The organism is Telluria sp. RB2R28, assembly GCF_059685835.1.
This window is the reverse complement of record NZ_JCASIK010000002.1, coordinates 742,796-760,250: the sequence shown is the minus strand read 5'-3', so window position 1 is coordinate 760,250 and position 17,455 is coordinate 742,796. Positions and strand designations below refer to the sequence as shown.

Genomic DNA, 17,455 nt, shown 5'->3' with positions numbered 1-17,455 from the left:
TTTCGTGTGGGCGCGATTTTACATTTGCGTTACACTTGGAATATTTTTTTTCTAACAGAACAACAGGCATGCCCGGTCCAAACATCGACAACAGCGCGTTTCGCCGCATCCTTTCCCGCAATGTCGCGCTGCCGTTAGGCATGAGCATTGTCAGTGCGGTCGTGTTCGTGGGCATCATCGCGTACCTGATCAATAACCTGACCTGGGTCGAGCATTCCCAGAAGGTGATCGGCAATGCGCACGAGATCCGCAAGCTGTCGGCCGAAATGGAAGCCGGCATGCGCGGCTACCTGCTGGCGGGCGACGAAGAGTTCCTGACGCCCTACCTGCTGTCGGCGCAGCGGATGGGCACCAGTCTCGATACGCTGGAAGATCTGGTCAAGGACAATGGCGCACAGGCCGAACGCATCAAGCGCATTTCGCAGGTCCAGAAGCAATGGGAAGCGTTCGCCGACGAGATGATCGCGCGGCGCCGGGCCAATGACCTGGCCTACATCGATGCGGTCAGAAGCGGCCGCGGCCGGCTGCTCACCGACGAGATGCGCCGCAATTTCGACCTGGTGCTGGCGGCTGAAGCCCGGCTGCTGCAGGAGCGCAGCGACAATGCGCGCAACACGACCTTCTGGTCGGTGGCGCTGTTCCTGCTGCTCTCGGCGCTGGTCGGTGGCGGTCTGGCCATCTTCGGCCGGCGCCAGTTGATGACGCTGTCAAATACCTATAACGAAGTGCTGGGCCACGAAGCCGAGCACAATGAAAAGCTGCGCCACCAGGAGTGGCTGCGTACCGGCCAGAACGAACTGACCGTGCGCAGCGCCGGCATCCACCACCTCGAGCCGCTGGCCGAGGCGGTGCTGCCGTATGTCGTCAAGTATCTGGACGGCGTCGTGGGCGCCATGTACGTGCGCAGCGAAGACGGCGTGCTGCGCCGCATTGGCGCCTATGGCTTTAACCACACCCCGGCCGAACGCGCCGAGTTCATCCAGCCTGGCGCCTCGCTGGCCAGCCAGGCGGCGCAGGAAAACCGCCTGATGGTGCTCGACGAACTGCCACCCGGCTACATGAAGGTCAGCTCGAGCCTGGGCGAGACCCCCCCGCGTGCGCTGATCATCGCGCCGTTCTACAACCACGGCAAGGTCAAGGGCGTGTTCGAGATCGCCTTCCTGCGCCCGGTGGAGCTGCGCGACCGCGAATTCCTTGGCTTCATCGCGCAGGCGGTAGGGGCGGCCATGGCGGCCGTGCTGTATCGCCAGCGCCTGCAGGATTCGCTCGAAGAAAGCCAGACCCTGAACGAAGAGCTGCAAGTCCAGCAGGAAGAGCTGCGCACCGCCAACGAAGAGCTCGAAGAGCAGTCGCGCGCACTGGAAGAATCGCAGTCGGCGCTGGAAAATCAACAAGCCGAGCTGCGCACCACCAACGACCAGCTGGCCGAACAGGCCTTGAGCCTGGACATGAAGAATTCGGCGCTGCAGTCCGCGCAGGAGCAGTTGCAGCAGCGCGCCGTGGAACTGGAAAGCGCCAGCCGCTACAAGTCGGAGTTCCTGGCCAATATGTCGCACGAGCTGCGCACGCCACTGAACAGCTCGCTGATCCTGGCCAAGCTGCTGTCCGACAATACGCCGGGCAACCTGAGCGACGAGCAAGTGCGCTTCGCACAAACCATCTATTCGGCCGGCAACGATCTGCTGCACCTGATCAACGACATTCTGGATATCTCGAAGGTCGAAGCGGGCAAGCTCGAACTGGTGCCCGAAGACGTGCCGGTGCGGCGCGTCGTCGAAGGCCTGGCGCGCACGTTCGAGCCGCTCGCGCGCCAGAAGTCGCTCGAGTTCCGTATCGATGTTGCGCCCGACGTGCCGGCAGCGATCAACACCGACCGCCAGCGCATGGAGCAGATCCTCAAGAACCTGCTGTCGAATGCCGTCAAGTTCACCGATGCGGGCGCCGTCACGCTGTCGGTGCTCACCACCACCGATGGCGCCGTGGCGTTCCGCGTGCAGGACAGCGGGATCGGCATCGCGCCCGACCAGCAGGACAAGATTTTCGACGCCTTCCACCAGGCCGATGGCACCACCAGCCGCCGCTTTGGCGGCACGGGCCTGGGCCTGTCGATTTCGCGCGACCTTACGCGTCTGCTGGGCGGCGGCATTTCCGTGTCGAGCGCGCCGAACCAGGGTAGTGTGTTTACGCTGACGCTGCCGCGCGGCTTGCCGGATTCGCCGATCCCTTCCGCCTCGTCGATGTCGGCCCCGACCGAGACCAGCGCACAGCCGCATTACGCGCCGGCCCCGGTCGTCCGCTCGGCTGCGCCAGCACCCGCACCCGTGCCGGCGCCCGCGCCCGCCGTGACCGACCATTATGAAAGCTTCCCGGATGACCGCGACCGCCCGGCCGATGGCCGCCGCAGTGTGCTGGTGGTCGAGGACGAAATGGCGTTCGCGCGCATCCTGTATGACCTGGCGCGCGAGCTCGATTACCGCTGCCTGGTGGCGATGAGCGCCGAAGAAGGCCTGGCGCTGGCGATCAGCCAGCGGCCCGACGCCGTGCTGCTCGATGTGCGCCTGCCCGACCGCTCGGGCCTGACCGTGCTGCAGCAACTCAAGGACAACCCGGCCACGCGCCACATCCCGGTGCACATCATCTCCAGCATCGAGAACGGCGGCGAGGCGCTGCACCTGGGCGCGATCGGTTATGCGCTCAAGCCTGCAAGCCGCGAAGAACTCGAAGAAGTGTTCCGCAAACTGCAGGAAAAATCGGCGCAGAAGATCAAGCGCGTGCTGCTGGTCGAGGACGACGAACGCCAGCGCGAGAGCGTCGTGGCGCTGATCGCCGACGACGACGTGCAGATCGCCGCAGTAGGCACGGCCAACGATGCGCTCAATCTGCTGCGCACCGAGATTTTCGACTGCATGGTCATCGACCTGAAGCTGCCCGACATGCAAGGCGGCGCACTGCTCGAACGCATGTCGCAAGAGGAACTGTGCTCGTTCCCGCCCGTGATCGTCTACACGGGGCGCAACCTGACGCGCGACGAAGAAGCGCAGCTGCTGCGCTACTCGCGCTCGATCATCATCAAGGGCGCCCGTTCGCCCGAGCGCCTGCTCGACGAAGTCACGCTGTTCCTGCACAAGGTCGAATCTGAACTGTCGACCGAGCGCCAGAGCATGCTCAAGGCCGTGCGCGGCCGCGATCGCGTGTTCGAAGGCCGCACGATCCTGCTGGTGGACGACGACGTGCGCAATGTGTTCGCACTGACCGCGGCGCTCGAGCAGCGCGGCGCGAAGGTCGAAGTGGGCCGCAACGGCTTTGAAGCGATTGCAAAACTCGATGAAGTGCCGGGCATCGACCTGGTGCTGATGGACATCATGATGCCGGGGATGGACGGCATGGAAGCGACGCGCCGCATTCGCGCCGACGGCCGCTTCGACCGCCTCCCGATCATCGCCATCACGGCCAAGGCGATGAAGGACGACCAGGAACAATGCCTGGCCGCCGGCGCCAACGATTACCTGGCCAAGCCGATTGACCTGTCCCGCCTGTACTCCCTGTTGCGGGTCTGGATGCCGACCCTGGAGCGCATTTGAGCCATACGCCGAGCGACTTCGACATCGAGCTGCGGATGCTCGTCGAAGCCGTCTACCTGAAATACAACTATGACTTCCGCGACTACACGGGCGCTTCGCAAAAGCGCCGCGTGCTGGTGGCCATGCGCGAGATGGGGTGCAACACCGTCTCGGAGCTGCAGTCGCGCGTGCTGCACGATCCGAACGGCTTTGCCCAGCTGCTGCAATACCTGACCATTCCCGTTACCGAGATGTTCCGCGACCCGGAGTACTTCAGGGCAGTGCGCGAGCAGGTGGCGCCGTTCCTCAAGACCTACCCGTCGCTCAAGATCTGGGTGGCCGGCTGCAGCACGGGCGAAGAAGTCTATTCGCTGGCGATCCTGCTGAAAGAAGAAGGGCTGCTGGAACGCAGCATCATCTACGCGACCGATATCAATCCGAAGTCGCTCGAGACGGCGCGGCGCGGCGTGTACCCGATCGACCGGATGCGCCTGTACACAGAGAATTACCAGAAGTCCGGCGGCAAGGCTGCGTTCTCGGACTATTACACGGCAGCCTACGGCGGCGCGCTGTTCGAGCGCAGCCTGATCGAGAACGTGACCTTTGCCGATCACAGCCTGTCGACCGACACCGTGTTCTCGGAAACGCACTTCGTCAGCTGCCGCAACGTGCTGATCTACTTTAACCGCACGCTGCAGGACCGCGTGTTCGGGCTGTTCCATGAATCGCTGTGCTACCGGGGCTTTCTGGGCCTGGGCAGCAAGGAAAGCATCGATTTTTCCAGCTACGCCGGGCGCTTCGAGCCGCTGGCGCGGCGGGAACGGGTGTATCGCAAGGCCGTGCCATGAGCCTGAACGAACAGGTGGCGGCGGCGCTGGGCAAGCGGCGCATCGAGCTGGTATTGATTGGCGGCTCGGCCGGCGGCGTGGATGCGCTGTTGAGCTTATTGCCGTCGCTGCAGCCGGGCTATACGCCGGCCGTGGTCTGCATCCTGCACGTGCCGGGCGACCGTGAAAGCCGGCTGGCCGAGCTGTTCGATGCGCGCGTGATGCTGCCAGTGCGCGAAGCGCGCGACAAGGCCCCGATCGAACAGGGCGTCGTATATTTCGCCGGCTCGGGGTACCATCTGTCGATCGAGCAGGATCGCAGCTTTTCGCTCAGCTGCGAAGCGCCTGTCCAGTACGCCCGGCCGTCGATTGATGTCCTGATGGAATCGACCGCCAGCGTGTATGGAAAGGCAATGACCGGTATACTATTGACCGGCGCCAACTTTGATGGCGCCGAAGGGATGTGCAGTATCCGCGAACACGGCGGACTGACCATTGTCCAGGATCCTGAAGAAGCGCACGCCAGTACGATGCCGAGAGAAGCCATCCGGCGCTGCGCACCACACCTGGTGTTGCCGCTGGCCGATATTCGCGCCGCGCTGCCCCTGTTGGAGACCCCATGAGCGCCCATGAATTAAGCAAAATCCTGATCGTCGACGACTTGCCCGAGAACCTGCAGGCTCTCGAGGCGCTGCTGCGCCACGACCAGCGCGTGATTCACCAGGCCAATTCCGGCGACGCCGCGCTGGCCTTGCTGCTGGAGCACGAATTCGCACTTGCCATCCTCGACGTGCAGATGCCGGGCATGAACGGCTTCGAACTGGCCGAGGTGATGCGCTCGACGTCGCGCACGCGCCATATCCCGATCGTCTTTGTCTCGGCGGCCGGACGCGAACTCGACTACGCCTTCAAGGGCTATGAAAACGGCGCGGTCGACTTTTTGTACAAGCCGATCGACCCGGGCGCGGTGCGCAGCAAGGTCGCCGTGTTCGTCGCGCTCGACCAGCAGCGCCGTGAAACGCGGCGCCAGATGCTGGCGCTCGAGCGCAGCCGGCAAGAGCAGGAGACGCTGCTGCGCGAGCTGAACCAGACCCAGCAGGAGCTGCAGCGATCGCTCAAGATGCGCGACGAATTCATGTCGCTCGTCGCGCACGAATTGCGCACCCCGCTCAACACGCTGTTTTTGGAAACCCAGATGCGCAGCCTGCAGATCAAGCGCGGCAATGCGGCCGCGTTCGCGCCGCAGCAGATGGAAGCGATGGTCCAGCGCGACGAGCGCCAGATCAAGTCGATGATCCGCCTGATCGACGACATGCTGGATGTCTCGCGCATGCGCAGCGGCAAGCTGTCGATCCGTCCGACCCAGGTGCAGTTGATGAGTTTGCTGGAACGGATCGTCAGCGATCTGTCGCTGCAGGCGGCCACGACGGGCAGTTCACTGACCTTGCAGCCGCATGATCCCGTGAGTGGCTGCTGGGACGAGTTCCGCGTCGAGCAGGTGATCGTCAACCTGCTGACCAATGCGCTGCGCTATGGCGGCGGCCAGCCGGTGCAAGTGAGTGTCGAGCAGATGGGGGAGTGTGTGCGCATCGACGTGCGCGACGGCGGCAAGGGCATCGCGCCAGGCGATCTGGAACGCATCTTCGAGCCGTACGAGCGGGGCGCCCGCAATGGCGAGCCGAAGGGCCTGGGGCTGGGCCTGTATATCTCGCGCCAGCTGGCGATCTCGCACAGCGGCGAGTTGCGGGTCACGAGCAGCCCCGGTGAAGGCTCGACCTTCAGCTTGACCCTGCCGTGCACCGCGGTGCCGGTCTGTGCCTGACGGCATAGCCGTGGGCCAACCGGCGTGCTGTTGTCTGCGTCATAGTCAAAATCAATCAACAGTATCCAATCAATCAATTTCCCAAAAGACGAGCTGAGCGGTACACTGCTTGTCATACGTTTCATCAACCACAAAACAGGAGCTTACATGTCCCTTATCAACACCCAGATCAAGCCGTTCAAAGCCACCGCCTACGCGAATGGCAAATTCATCGACCTGACCGAAGAAAACTTCAAGGGTACCTGGTCGGTGGTGATGTTCTACCCGGCCGACTTCACCTTCGTCTGCCCAACTGAACTGGAAGATCTGGCCTCGTTCCAGCCTGAATTCGAAAAGCTGGGCGTGAACGTGTACGGCGTTTCGACCGACAGCCACTTCGCTCACAAGGCATGGCACGACACCTCGGACGCGATCAAGAAAGTGAACTACCCGCTGATTGGCGACCCGACCGGCACCCTGTCGCGCAACTTTGAAGTCATGATCGAAGAAGAAGGCATGGCACTGCGCGGTACCTTCGTCATCAATCCAGAAGGCCAGATCAAGGTCATGGAAGTGCATGACAACGGCATCGGCCGCGATGCATCGGAACTGATGCGCAAAGTCAAAGCTGCCCAGTACGTCGCTGCTCACCCAGGCGAAGTCTGCCCAGCCAAGTGGACCGAAGGCGCTGAGACCCTGACCCCATCGCTGGACCTGGTCGGCAAGATCTAAGTAACGCGGTAGTTCGGTAGCCCCCTGACCGGGCCGCTGCGGCGGCCCGGTGCTTTTACCGCCCTCCATTTATTGATTCAAAGAGTTTAAGGAAACCATCATGCTTGACGCGACCCTCAAGAAACAGTTGCAAGCCTATCTGGAAAAAGTGGTGCAGCCGATCGAGCTGGTTGCATCCTTGGATGATTCGCCGAAAGCGCGCGAAATGGACGAGCTGCTGCGTGAAATCGCAGAGCTGAGCAACAAGATCACCGTGCGCCAGGAAGCCAATGAGCGCACCCCGTCGTTCGCGATCAACCGCGTCGGCACCGATATCGGCGTGCGTTTCGCCGGCATCCCGTTGGGCCATGAATTCACCTCCCTCGTGCTGGCATTGCTGCACGTGGGTGGCCACACCATCAAGCTGGAGCAGGCGGTCATCGACCAGATCGCTGCCCTGGATGGTGACTATGTCTTTGAAACCTACATCTCGCTGTCGTGCCATAACTGCCCGGAAGTCGTGCAGGCACTGAACACGATGTCGGTGATTAACCCGCGCATCAAGGTCGTGACGATCGATGGCGGTGTCTTCAAGCAGGAAGTTGAAAGCAAGCAGATCCTTGCCGTGCCGATGATGTTCTTGAACGGCCAGCATTTCGGCCAGGGCCGCACCAGCGTCGAAGAAATCCTCTCGAAGATCGACGTGAGCGGCGGCGCGAAAAAAGCTGCGGCACTGAGCGAGAAAGAAGCGTTTGACGTGCTGATCGTCGGCGGCGGGCCTGCTGGCGCGGCTGCAGCAATCTACGCCGCCCGCAAGGGCATCCGTACCGGCGTGCTGGCCGACCGTTTCGGCGGCCAGGTGCTCGATACGCTGGCGATCGAGAACTATGTGTCGCTCAAGGCAACCGATGGCCCGAAGTTCGCCGTCGCGCTGGAAGAGCACGTCAAGGATTACGACGTCGACATCATGAACACGCAGCGCGCCAGCAAGGTGGTGGGCGGCAGCCTGATCGAAGTCCACACCGAGAGCGGTGCGGTCCTGAAATCGAAGTCGGTGATCATTGCAACGGGCGCCCGCTGGCGCGAAATCAATGTGCCGGGCGAAAAAGAGTACAAGAACCACGGCGTGGCGTACTGCCCGCACTGCGACGGTCCGCTGTTCAAGGGCAAGCGCGTGTCGGTGATCGGCGGCGGTAACTCGGGCGTCGAAGCGGCGATCGACCTGGCCGGCCTGGTCAAGGAAGTCACGCTGATCGAATTCGGTAATGAGCTGCGCGCCGATGCAGTCCTGCAGCGCAAGCTGACCTCGCTGCCGAACGTGAAGGTGATCAAGTCGGCGCAGACGACCGAGATCCACGGTGACGGCAAGATCGTCAACGGCCTGAGCTACAAGGATCGCAACACCGGCGCAATCCATCGCATCGACCTGGAAGGCGTGTTCGTGCAGATCGGCCTGATCCCGAACTCGGAATTCCTGAAGGGTTCGATCGATCTGTCGGCGCACGGCGAAATCGAAGTCGATGCCCGTGGCCACACCTCGATGCCAGGCGTGTTTGCTGCCGGCGACGTGACGACGGTGCCGTTCAAGCAGATCGTGATTGCAGTGGGTGAGGGTGCGAAAGCATCGCTGGCAGCTTTTGACTACCTGATCCGCCAGCCGGTGGAACTGGAAGAAGACCAGCAGAAAGCTGCTTGATAAAGCGCGGGCCGAAAGGCCCGCCGCAGAAGAAGTTGGAGCGAGCCGACAGGCTTGCTCGCAATGACAATGAACGCCGTCTTCCCAGTGGAAGATGGCGTTTTTTATTTAGTGCAGCGAGAACAGTACCGTCGAGGCGATGGCGCCCGACTCCAGCAAGAACCAGGTGGCAGCGCTGGCAAGGGCCAGATGGACGGCAGTCCAGGTCATTGGGTGGCGGCGCATGGTGAATCTCCTGGGTGGTGGCAGTACTGTGAATGTGGATCACATCTTAAGTCGCCAATTGGACCCTGGGCATCGGTAAATACTCCGTCGTTCTGTAGGACTAAACCTTCTTGGGAATTTGTGTCGCACAATTGAGATCTAATCGACAATATTTTCTGAAGGTGGCGCTCCTACGCCCAAAGTAGGTGGCGTCCTATAGTCGAGTCGGGGCGGTCAACCTACAGTCGATATCACCATGACACGACACGACCCCACCCTCATGCACCGCGGCCTCATGGCCGTGCGCCGCAACTCCATCCAGCGCCTCCTCGACGGTGTCTTCGGCATCGCCAAGCTGCGCGACGGCCAGCAACGCGTGATCGATAGCGTCCTTGATGGCAAGGACACGCTGGCGATCATGCCCACGGGTGGCGGCAAATCGCTGTGCTACCAGATACCGGCCAAGATGCTCGAAGGGATCACGGTCGTCGTCTCGCCGCTGATTTCGCTGATGAAGGACCAGCTCGAGAAGCTCGAGGAAATCGGCGTGCGCGCGGTGCAGGTCAACAGCTGCCTGAACGCCGAAGAAGAGCATGCGGCGATTGCAGCCATCGAGCAGGAAACCTGCGAGATCGTGTTCTGCACGCCAGAGCGCATGGTCTCGCCCGAGTTCATCGCGACGCTGCAGAAGGTCACGCTCGACATCGTCGTCATCGACGAGGCGCACTGCATTTCGCAGTGGGGCCACGATTTCCGCCCGGCCTATATCGGTCTGGGCGCTGCCATCGAAGCGATCGGCCGCCCGCCAGTGCTGGCACTGACGGCCACTGCCACTGACGAAGTGGTTGCCGATATCAACAAGCAGCTGGGCCGCAAGCTCAATGTCATCAATACCGGCGTGTACCGCCCGAACCTGCACTACGCGGTCCAGCAGGTCACGAGCGTGGCCGAGAAATACCAGGCTGCGCTGCGCCTGGTGCAGGCCTCCGAAGGCGTCGGCATCGTCTACGCCGCCACCGTCAAGGCAGCAGAAGACATGCTCGCCGTGCTCGAAGAGGCAGGCGAATCGGTCACGATCTACCACGGCAAGCTGCCGGCCAGCGAGCGCAAGCTGAATCAGGACCTGTTCATGGACGGCGAGCGCCGCGTGATGGTCGCGACCAATGCTTTCGGCATGGGCATCGACAAGTGCGATACCCGCTTCGTGATCCACCTGCAGATTCCGCCCAATCTCGAATCGTATTACCAGGAATCCGGCCGCGCCGGGCGCGACGGTCTGGATGCCACCTGCACGCTGCTGTACCTGCAGGACGACAAGCGCCTGCAACAGTTCTTCCTGATGAAGCACTACCCGTGCGCGCAGGAGCTGCAACTGGTGCATTGCACCGTGCGCGGGCTGGGAGACGATGGCCCGGTCACGCTGGCGCGCCTCGAAGAAGCACTGGAAGACCTGGCAGATTCGAGTATCAAGGTCTGCATCAAGCTGCTCAAGGATGCCAAGCTGATTCGCCAGAACCGCAAGCTCGAATACATCGCCGCCAGCGCCGAGCCAAAGCCCGGCATCTTCGACAAGCTCGCTGCCGTGTACGTCCAGAAGCAGGAACACGACAAGCATGCCCTCGAACAGATGGTCGGCTACGCCGTCAGCGGTTTCTGCCGCTGGAAGCTGATCCTCGACTATTTCGACGACAAGGTGGCAGGTTTTCAGAACTGCTGCAAGTGCGACAACTGCCTCAATCCTCCTGCGCTGTCGCTGACCGAAGGCATCGAGATCCGTGACGACGAGTTCGCCCACGAGCCGGTGGCCGAGGTACCGGCGCCCAAGTTCATCGTCGGTGCGCGCGCCTGCTCGGCCAAGTACGGCGAAGGTGTCGTGACTGCCGTCGCCGGCGACCAGATCACGCTCGATTTTGCCGATGGAGAAAGCCGGACCTTCATGGTCGACTTCCTCACCCCGGCATAAGGATGGCCATGGGAGACATGGTCGTTGTCCGCAAGGAGGGCCTGTACTGCGTGCCGGGTGACTTCTATATCGATCCGTGGCGCCCGGTGCCGCGCGCCGTGATCACGCACGCGCATGGCGACCATGCGCGCGTCGGTCACGGCCACTACCTGGCCGCGGCGCCCGGCATCGGCGTACTCAAGTCGCGCTTGGGCGACATCACGGTCGACGCGATGGACTACGGCCAGTCGGTGACCCACAACGGCGTGAAGATTTCGCTGCTTCCTGCGGGCCACGTGCTGGGTTCTGCACAGGTGCGCATGGAATGCGGCGGTGAAGTCTGGGTTGCATCGGGCGACTACAAGGTCGAGCCGGACAAAACCTGCGCGCCGTTCGAACCCGTGCGCTGCGACACGTTCATCACCGAATCCACCTTCGGTTTGCCGATCTACCGCTGGCAGCCCGAGGCCGAGCTGATGGCCGAGATCAACGCCTGGTGGCGCAAGAACGCGGACGAGGGCCGTTGCAGCGTCGTGTTCGCGTACTCGTTCGGCAAGGCGCAGCGCATCCTGGCGGGGCTGGACGCGAGCATCGGTACGATCGTCTGCCACGGCTCGGTCGAGCCGCTCAACCGCGCATACCGCGCCGAAGGCGTCGACATTCCACCGACCGTGCTGGTCACCGAGGTCGAGAAGGCGCTCCTGCGGCGCGCGATGGTGATCGCGCCGCCGTCTGCCAGTGGCTCCACCTGGATGAAACGCTTCGGGGACTACAGCGATGCCTTCGCGAGCGGCTGGATGTTGCTGCGCGGCGCCCGCCGCCGGCGCGGCGTCGATCGCGGCTTCGTGCTGTCGGACCATGCCGACTGGCCGGGGCTGATGAGCGCCATCAAGGCGACCGAAGCCGAGCGCGTGATCGTCACGCACGGCTCGATTCCGACGCTCGTACGCTGGCTGAACCAGAACGGGCTGGAGGCGTCCGGCTTCGAGACCGAATATGGCGACGAGGAGGCAGGCGAGGCCGCATCCGATGGCGCACCAAAGGAAACGGCTGCGCCCGAGGAACCGGTCGCGCCAGAGAAGAAGGCAGGAGCAGCCGATGCGTGAATTCGCCCGCCTGTACGCCGATCTCGACGAAACCACGTCGACCACCCGCAAGCTCGACGCACTGCAGGCGTATTTTTCCAATGCCGCGCCCGAGAACGCGGCATGGGCCGTGTATTTCCTGGCCGGCGGCAAGCCGCGCCAGGCGGTGCCGACCAAACTGCTGCGTCAGTTCGCGATCGAGTACGCGGCGCTGGACGAGTGGCTGTTCGACGAGTCGTATGCGGCCGTGGGCGACTTTGCCGAAACCATCGCGCACATCCTGCCGCCACCGACCGAACGCTCCGACGTTGGCCTGGCCGAGTGGATGGAACAGCGCATCGGCCCATTGCGCGGCGCCGATCCGGGCCGCATCCGCGAGGCACTGTTCAGCTACTGGAATGAGCTCGACTGGCGCGAGCGCTTCCTGCTCGTCAAGCTGATTGGCGGCGGTTTCCGCGTGGGCGTCTCGCGCCTGCTCGTCACACGCGCGCTGGCCGCGATTGCGGCGGTGGACAGTAAACTCATTGCCCAGCGCCTGATGGGCTGGACCGATGGCCGCGTGAAACCGACGGCAGCGGGCTTCCTGCAACTGATCGCCGAGCAGTCGGCCGAAGAACACAAGCTGCGCGGCGGGCAGCCGTACCCGTTCTTCCTGTCGCATCAACTGGCGGCCGAACCGGCGACACTGGGCGAGCCGTCTGACTGGATCGTCGAATGGAAGTACGACGGCATCCGCGCGCAACTCGTGCGGCGCGACGGCCAGAGTTTCCTGTGGTCGCGCGGCGAAGACCTGATCACCGAGCGATTCCCTGAACTGGCCGCGGCGCGCCTGCCGGACGGCATGGTGCTCGATGGCGAAGTGCTGATCTGGCAGCCCGATGCGGCGATGCCGTCACCGTTCGCCGACCTGCAAAAGCGCATCGGCCGCAAGACCTTGTCCGCCAAATTACTGGCAGAACTGCCGGCGGTGTTGTGCTGCTACGACCTGCTCGAACTGGACGGCGTCGACCTGCGCGCCTTGCCGCAGCACGAGCGGCGCGCGCTGCTCGAAGTTGAAGTGGCCAAGCTCGATGGGCGCCAGTTGCGCCTGTCGCCGGTGGTCGAGGCCGACAGCTGGGAAGCGCTGGCCGAACTGCGCGCCGGTTCGCGTGCCCGCAGCGTCGAGGGCATGATGCTCAAGGCGCGCACGGCGCAGTATGGCGTCGGACGCACCAAGGATGTCGGCACCTGGTGGAAGTGGAAAATCGATCCGTACGCCATCGATGCGGTGCTGCTGTACGCGCAGCCGGGCAGCGGGCGGCGCGCGTCGCTGTACACCGACTACACGTTCGCCGTGTGGGACGGGGAGGGCGACGAGCGCAAGCTGGTGCCGTTCGCGAAAGCGTATTCGGGCCTGACCGATGCCGAGATCGGGCAGGTCGACAATGTCATCCGGCGCACGACCATCGAAAAGTTCGGGCCGGTGCGTTCGGTGAAACCGACGATGGTGTTCGAGATCGGCTTCGAGGGCATCGCGCTCTCGCCGCGCCACAAGGCCGGCATCGCGGTGCGGTTCCCCCGCATCCTGCGCCGGCGCACCGACAAACCCGTCGAGGAAGCCGATACGCTCGACACATTGAAGAGTTTGCTGGAGGCGGCCACGGCATGAGTCGCAACGAGGTCAAGGATCGGGTCGACGCGTGGTTCGCCGGGCGTGGCTGGACGGTGTTCCCGTTCCAGCGCAATGTCTGGAAGGCGGCGCTCAAGGGCGAATCGGGCCTGCTGCATGCGAACACCGGCGCCGGTAAAACCTTTGCCGTCTGGTTCGCGGCGCTGCAGCGCGCGGGGCTTGCGTCGGGCCGCAACAAGGCGGGCTTGCGCGTCCTGTGGATCACGCCGATGCGGGCGCTGGCGGCGGACACGCAGCGCGCGCTCGAAGATTCTGCCGCCGAGCTGATGCCCGAGTGGCGCATCGGCGCGCGCACGGGCGACACGAAAGCCAGCGAGCGAGCACGCCAGACGCGCAGCATGCCGGCCACCCTGGTGACGACGCCCGAAAGCCTGACGCTCATGATCAGTAACGCGGCGGCGCTCGAGCAGTTCCGCAATCTCGACATGATCATCGTCGACGAGTGGCATGAACTGATGGGTAGCAAGCGCGGCGTGCAGGTGCAGCTGGCGCTGGCGCGGCTGCGGCGCTGGCGGCCCGAGCTCCTGGTCTGGGGCGTGTCGGCGACGATGGGCAACCTTGACCTGGCGCGCCAGGTGCTGCTTGGCGCGGATGCCGGCGTACTGGTCGAAGGCGACACGCGCAAGAAGATCGTCGTCGATTCCCTGATTCCCGAGAACGTGTCGCGCTTCCCGTGGGGCGGCCACCTGGGCCTGCAGATGCTGCAGCCCGTCATCAACGAGATTGAAAAACACGAGGCGACGCTCGTGTTTACCAACACCCGTTCGCAGTCCGAGATCTGGTACCAGAACATCCTCGAGGTGCGGCCCGACTGGGCCGGCGTCATCGCGCTGCACCATGGCTCGCTCGATCGCGAGGTGCGCGAGTGGGTCGAGCTTGGCCTGAAGAGCGGCATCCTCAAGGCCGTCATCTGCACTGCAAGCCTGGATCTGGGCGTGGACTTTTTGCCCGTCGAACGCGTGCTGCAGATCGGCAGCGCCAAGGGCGTGGCGCGCCTGCTGCAACGCGCGGGCCGCAGCGGCCACGCGCCGGGGCGCGTCTCGCGCGTGACGCTGGTGCCGACCAACAGCCTCGAATTGCTGGAAGCTGCGGGCGCGCGCAAGGCGGTGGCGGCGCGCCGCATCGAAGGGCGCTACGTGCCCAACAAGCCGTTCGACGTGCTGGTCCAGCACATCGTGACGGTGGCGCTGGGCGGTGGCTTTCGCTCCGAAGAACTGTATGACGAAGTGCGTCAGGCCTGGTCGTACCGGCACCTAACGCTGGAAGAATGGCAGTGGGCGCTCGACTTTGTCGCGCGTGGCGGCCAGAGCCTGACCGTGTACCCCGAATACCGCCGCGTGCTGCCGGACGAGGAAGGCGTCTATCGCGTCCCCGATGCCGCCATCGGCCGCCGGCACCGCATGAGCATCGGCACCATCATGTCCGACGCGACGATCCAGGTGAAGTACATGTCGGGCGGGCGCATCGGCAGCGTCGAGGAATCGTTCATCTCGCGCCTCAAACCGGGCGATCGCTTCCTGTTCGGCGGGCGCATCCTCGAATTCGTGCGCGTGCATGAGCTGACGGCGTTCGTGCGGCGCGCCACCGGCACGCGCGGCGCCATCGCGCGCTGGCAGGGCGCCAAGATGCCGATGTCGAACGAACTGGCGCACGCGGCACTGGAAGAACTGCGGCTGGCCGACGCGGGCGTGTTCGACGGACCCGAGATGCGCGCGCTCGCGCCGCTGATCGAGATCCAGCAGCGCTGGTCGGCACTGCCTACCAGCGAAACGCTGGTGCTCGAATCGATGAAGAGCCGCGAAGGCTATCACCTGTTCGTGTACCCGTTCGCCGGGCGTTCGGTGCACATGGGACTGGCCTCGCTGATGGCGTTTCGCGTCGGGCGCGTGCAGCCGATCACGTTTTCTATTGCGATCAACGACTATGGCTTCGAGCTGATGTCGCCCGAGCCGGTGGACTGGGCGGGCATGTTCGACGCGCCTGTCGGGGCGGGGGTGGCGCTGTTCGATACCGAGCGCCTGCTCGAAGACGTCATCGACAGCCTGAACGCAACGCAGTTGTCGCAGCAGCGCTTTCGCGAAGTCGCGCGCATCGCGGGACTCGTGTTCCAGGGGTATCCGGGCCAGCCGAAATCGAACCGGCAGTTGCAGGCCTCGTCCTCGCTGTTCTTCGAGGTGTTTCGCAAGCACGACGCCGGCAATCTGCTGCTCACGCAGGCCGAGCGCGAAGTCATGGAGCAGGAGCTGGAACTGACGCGCCTGCGCGACACGCTGCTCGAGCTGCACGCGCGCCGCGTGGCCTACCGCGAGGTCAAGCGCGCCACGCCGTTCGGCTTCGCGCTGATGGTCGAACGCTTCCGCGAAAAGGTCAGCACCGAGAAACTGAGCGACCGCGTCGCGCGCATGGTGCGCGAACTCGAGAAGGCGGCCGCATGACCCATGCAACCATCCAGGTGGCGGGCGAGACGCTGCTGCTGTTGCCCGAGAAAGCCGTGTACTGGCCTGCCCGGCGCATGCTGATCGTCGCCGACATCCACTTCGGCAAGGCGGCCGCGTTTCGCTCGCTGGGTGTGCCGGTGCCGCGCGGGACGACGTCGGAAAACCTGGCAGGCCTCGACGCACTGGTCGCGCAGCACGACGCGCGCCACGTTGCGTTTCTTGGCGACTTCCTGCATGCGCGCGCCGCCCATGCCAGTTCGACCCAGCTCGCGATGCTGGCCTGGCGCGGGCGCCATCCCGACCTGGCCTTGACGCTCGTGCGCGGCAATCACGACCTGCACGCAGGTGATCCGTCCGATGCGCTGGGCATCGAGCTGGTCGACGAGCCGCATGCGATCGGACCGTTTGCGTTCTGCCACCATCCCGGCGTGGATGCGCCGGGCTATGGCCTGGCCGGCCACGTGCATCCGGTGTACGTACTGGCTACGCGCTTCGATGCGCTGCGCCTGCCGTGCTTTGTCGTTGGCACGCAGGGCCTGCTCCTGCCATCGTTCGGCGCGTTCACGGGCGGCCATGCGGTCAAGCCAGGGCCGGGCGACCGTATCTATGTGACCTCGGGCGACATGGTCCACGGCGTCGGCTAGCAACTGCGTACGTCAGCGTACCGACCCGGGGCGATTGCAGGCGTAATGTCGGCCATTGACCCGCTGATGCCAGGAGAACGCCAATGAAACTACGCCTCATGATGTGCACCATCGCCGCCGCCATGGCGCCAGCCACGGTACTGTTGACCGCCAGCGGCAGCGCCCTGGCGCAGCCTGCGCCGCAAAGCCGCACCGCCACGCCGGCCACGCCAGCAATCAATGGGTTCAATGTCGAAGAAGTCGCGCGGCTCGACCAGGGCGTCCGCCTGCAGTTCGACCTGTATGGCACGCCGGGCGGCAACGCCACGCTGAACCTCGATGGCGCGAACCGTGCGCTGCACCTGACCGAAGTCGAACCCGGCCAGTACACGGGCCACTACGTCATCGGCACGCGCGACCGCCTGAAGGCCGACAGCCGCGTAACGGCCGAGCTGCGCATGGGCAATGAAGTCGCCACGAGCGTTCTGCGCGAATCGATCGTGCGGAGCGACGTGGCCCAGCCCGCGGACGACACGCGCCAGCTGGCCACCAAGGATTCGCGTATCGCTGCTGCAGCCCCTGGCGCGGCGCCACCGCCAGCCCCGCGCACGACCGAGCGCCCGCGCGTGGCACGTTACTGCACCAGCTGCGGCATCATCGAGAAAGTGGAGACCGTGCAAGGCGCCTTGCCCAATCCGCGGCCATTGGCCAGTGACGCCACGGCGCGCCAGTACTTCCGCGTGACGGTGCGCATGAATACGACCGACACGACGCAGGTGCTGGAGTTTGCCAACAATCCAGGCTACCGGACCGGCGACCGGGTGCGCGTCAGCGATGGTGTGCTGACGCTCGACAAGCAAGAGTAATCCGGACAGTACGCACCAATGACAACGCCCGCC

At 64.1% G+C, this 17,455-nt stretch carries 12 protein-coding genes; all 12 read left to right on the top strand.

Annotated features, from left to right (window positions below; all coding sequences use genetic code 11):
- Positions 1–68 precede the first annotated feature (68 nt).
- The 12 genes from AC56LV_RS10995 to AC56LV_RS10940 all read left to right on the top strand — a co-directional run bounded on the left by AC56LV_RS10995 (position 69) and on the right by AC56LV_RS10940 (position 17,422).
- The gene (locus AC56LV_RS10995; protein ID WP_499557576.1) at positions 69–3,581 is read left to right on the top strand and encodes a response regulator; all 3,513 of its coding nucleotides are present in this window, start codon (positions 69–71) and stop codon (positions 3,579–3,581) included.
- A gap of 35 nt (positions 3,582–3,616) precedes the next feature.
- Complete coding sequence (locus AC56LV_RS10990) at positions 3,617–4,408, top strand: CheR family methyltransferase (protein ID WP_258835977.1); 792 nt, start codon at positions 3,617–3,619, stop codon at positions 4,406–4,408.
- Complete coding sequence (locus AC56LV_RS10985) at positions 4,405–5,010, top strand: chemotaxis protein CheB (protein ID WP_499557574.1); 606 nt, start codon at positions 4,405–4,407, stop codon at positions 5,008–5,010. The genes AC56LV_RS10990 and AC56LV_RS10985 overlap by 4 nt, the downstream gene beginning before the upstream one ends.
- Positions 5,007–6,209 (top strand): hybrid sensor histidine kinase/response regulator, encoded by a 1,203-nt coding sequence (locus tag AC56LV_RS10980; protein ID WP_499557572.1) that lies wholly within the window; start codon positions 5,007–5,009, stop codon positions 6,207–6,209. Before AC56LV_RS10985 ends, AC56LV_RS10980 begins: the two co-directional genes overlap by 4 nt.
- Before the next feature lie 147 nt (positions 6,210–6,356).
- Positions 6,357–6,920, top strand: coding sequence for an alkyl hydroperoxide reductase subunit C (ahpC, locus tag AC56LV_RS10975; RefSeq protein WP_258835175.1), 564 nt, complete (start codon positions 6,357–6,359; stop codon positions 6,918–6,920).
- A 100-nt stretch (positions 6,921–7,020) separates the two neighbouring features.
- On the top strand, positions 7,021–8,595 hold the full coding sequence (ahpF, locus tag AC56LV_RS10970; RefSeq protein WP_499557570.1) for an alkyl hydroperoxide reductase subunit F: 1,575 nt from the start codon (positions 7,021–7,023) through the stop codon (positions 8,593–8,595).
- 460 nt (positions 8,596–9,055) lie between these two features.
- Entirely contained in the window at positions 9,056–10,762 is a 1,707-nt protein-coding gene (locus AC56LV_RS10965; RefSeq protein WP_499557568.1) for a RecQ family ATP-dependent DNA helicase, read from the top strand.
- Between the two features lie 8 nt (positions 10,763–10,770).
- Complete coding sequence (locus AC56LV_RS10960; RefSeq protein ID WP_499557566.1) at positions 10,771–11,847, top strand: ligase-associated DNA damage response exonuclease; 1,077 nt, start codon at positions 10,771–10,773, stop codon at positions 11,845–11,847.
- A complete protein-coding gene (locus AC56LV_RS10955) occupies positions 11,840–13,474 on the top strand; it encodes an ATP-dependent DNA ligase (protein ID WP_499557564.1) in 1,635 nt (544 codons plus the stop codon). The genes AC56LV_RS10960 and AC56LV_RS10955 overlap by 8 nt, the downstream gene beginning before the upstream one ends.
- Positions 13,471–15,930 (top strand): ligase-associated DNA damage response DEXH box helicase, encoded by a 2,460-nt coding sequence (locus AC56LV_RS10950; protein WP_499557562.1) that lies wholly within the window; start codon positions 13,471–13,473, stop codon positions 15,928–15,930. Before AC56LV_RS10955 ends, AC56LV_RS10950 begins: the two co-directional genes overlap by 4 nt.
- A complete protein-coding gene (pdeM, locus tag AC56LV_RS10945) occupies positions 15,927–16,577 on the top strand; it encodes a ligase-associated DNA damage response endonuclease PdeM (protein ID WP_499557561.1) in 651 nt (216 codons plus the stop codon). The genes AC56LV_RS10950 and pdeM overlap by 4 nt, the downstream gene beginning before the upstream one ends.
- 83 nt (positions 16,578–16,660) lie before the next feature.
- Positions 16,661–17,422, top strand: a complete 762-nt coding sequence (locus tag AC56LV_RS10940; protein WP_499557559.1) for a hypothetical protein — start codon at positions 16,661–16,663, stop codon at positions 17,420–17,422.
- The last annotated feature ends 33 nt before the right edge of the window (positions 17,423–17,455 follow it).

What these genes read in the sequence shown, in the direction of transcription:
- AC56LV_RS10995 (WP_499557576.1), top strand. Translation starts at nt 69, where the DNA reads ATGCCCGGTCCAAACATCGACAACAGCGCGTTTCGCCGCATCCTTTCC.
- AC56LV_RS10990 (WP_258835977.1), top strand. Translation starts at nt 3,617, where the DNA reads ATGCTCGTCGAAGCCGTCTACCTGAAATACAACTATGACTTCCGCGAC.
- AC56LV_RS10985 (WP_499557574.1), top strand. Translation starts at nt 4,405, where the DNA reads ATGAGCCTGAACGAACAGGTGGCGGCGGCGCTGGGCAAGCGGCGCATC.
- AC56LV_RS10980 (WP_499557572.1), top strand. Translation starts at nt 5,007, where the DNA reads ATGAGCGCCCATGAATTAAGCAAAATCCTGATCGTCGACGACTTGCCC.
- ahpC (WP_258835175.1), top strand. Translation starts at nt 6,357, where the DNA reads ATGTCCCTTATCAACACCCAGATCAAGCCGTTCAAAGCCACCGCCTAC.
- ahpF (WP_499557570.1), top strand. Translation starts at nt 7,021, where the DNA reads ATGCTTGACGCGACCCTCAAGAAACAGTTGCAAGCCTATCTGGAAAAA.
- AC56LV_RS10965 (WP_499557568.1), top strand. Translation starts at nt 9,056, where the DNA reads ATGACACGACACGACCCCACCCTCATGCACCGCGGCCTCATGGCCGTG.
- AC56LV_RS10960 (WP_499557566.1), top strand. Translation starts at nt 10,771, where the DNA reads ATGGGAGACATGGTCGTTGTCCGCAAGGAGGGCCTGTACTGCGTGCCG.
- AC56LV_RS10955 (WP_499557564.1), top strand. Translation starts at nt 11,840, where the DNA reads ATGCGTGAATTCGCCCGCCTGTACGCCGATCTCGACGAAACCACGTCG.
- AC56LV_RS10950 (WP_499557562.1), top strand. Translation starts at nt 13,471, where the DNA reads ATGAGTCGCAACGAGGTCAAGGATCGGGTCGACGCGTGGTTCGCCGGG.
- pdeM (WP_499557561.1), top strand. Translation starts at nt 15,927, where the DNA reads ATGACCCATGCAACCATCCAGGTGGCGGGCGAGACGCTGCTGCTGTTG.
- AC56LV_RS10940 (WP_499557559.1), top strand. Translation starts at nt 16,661, where the DNA reads ATGAAACTACGCCTCATGATGTGCACCATCGCCGCCGCCATGGCGCCA.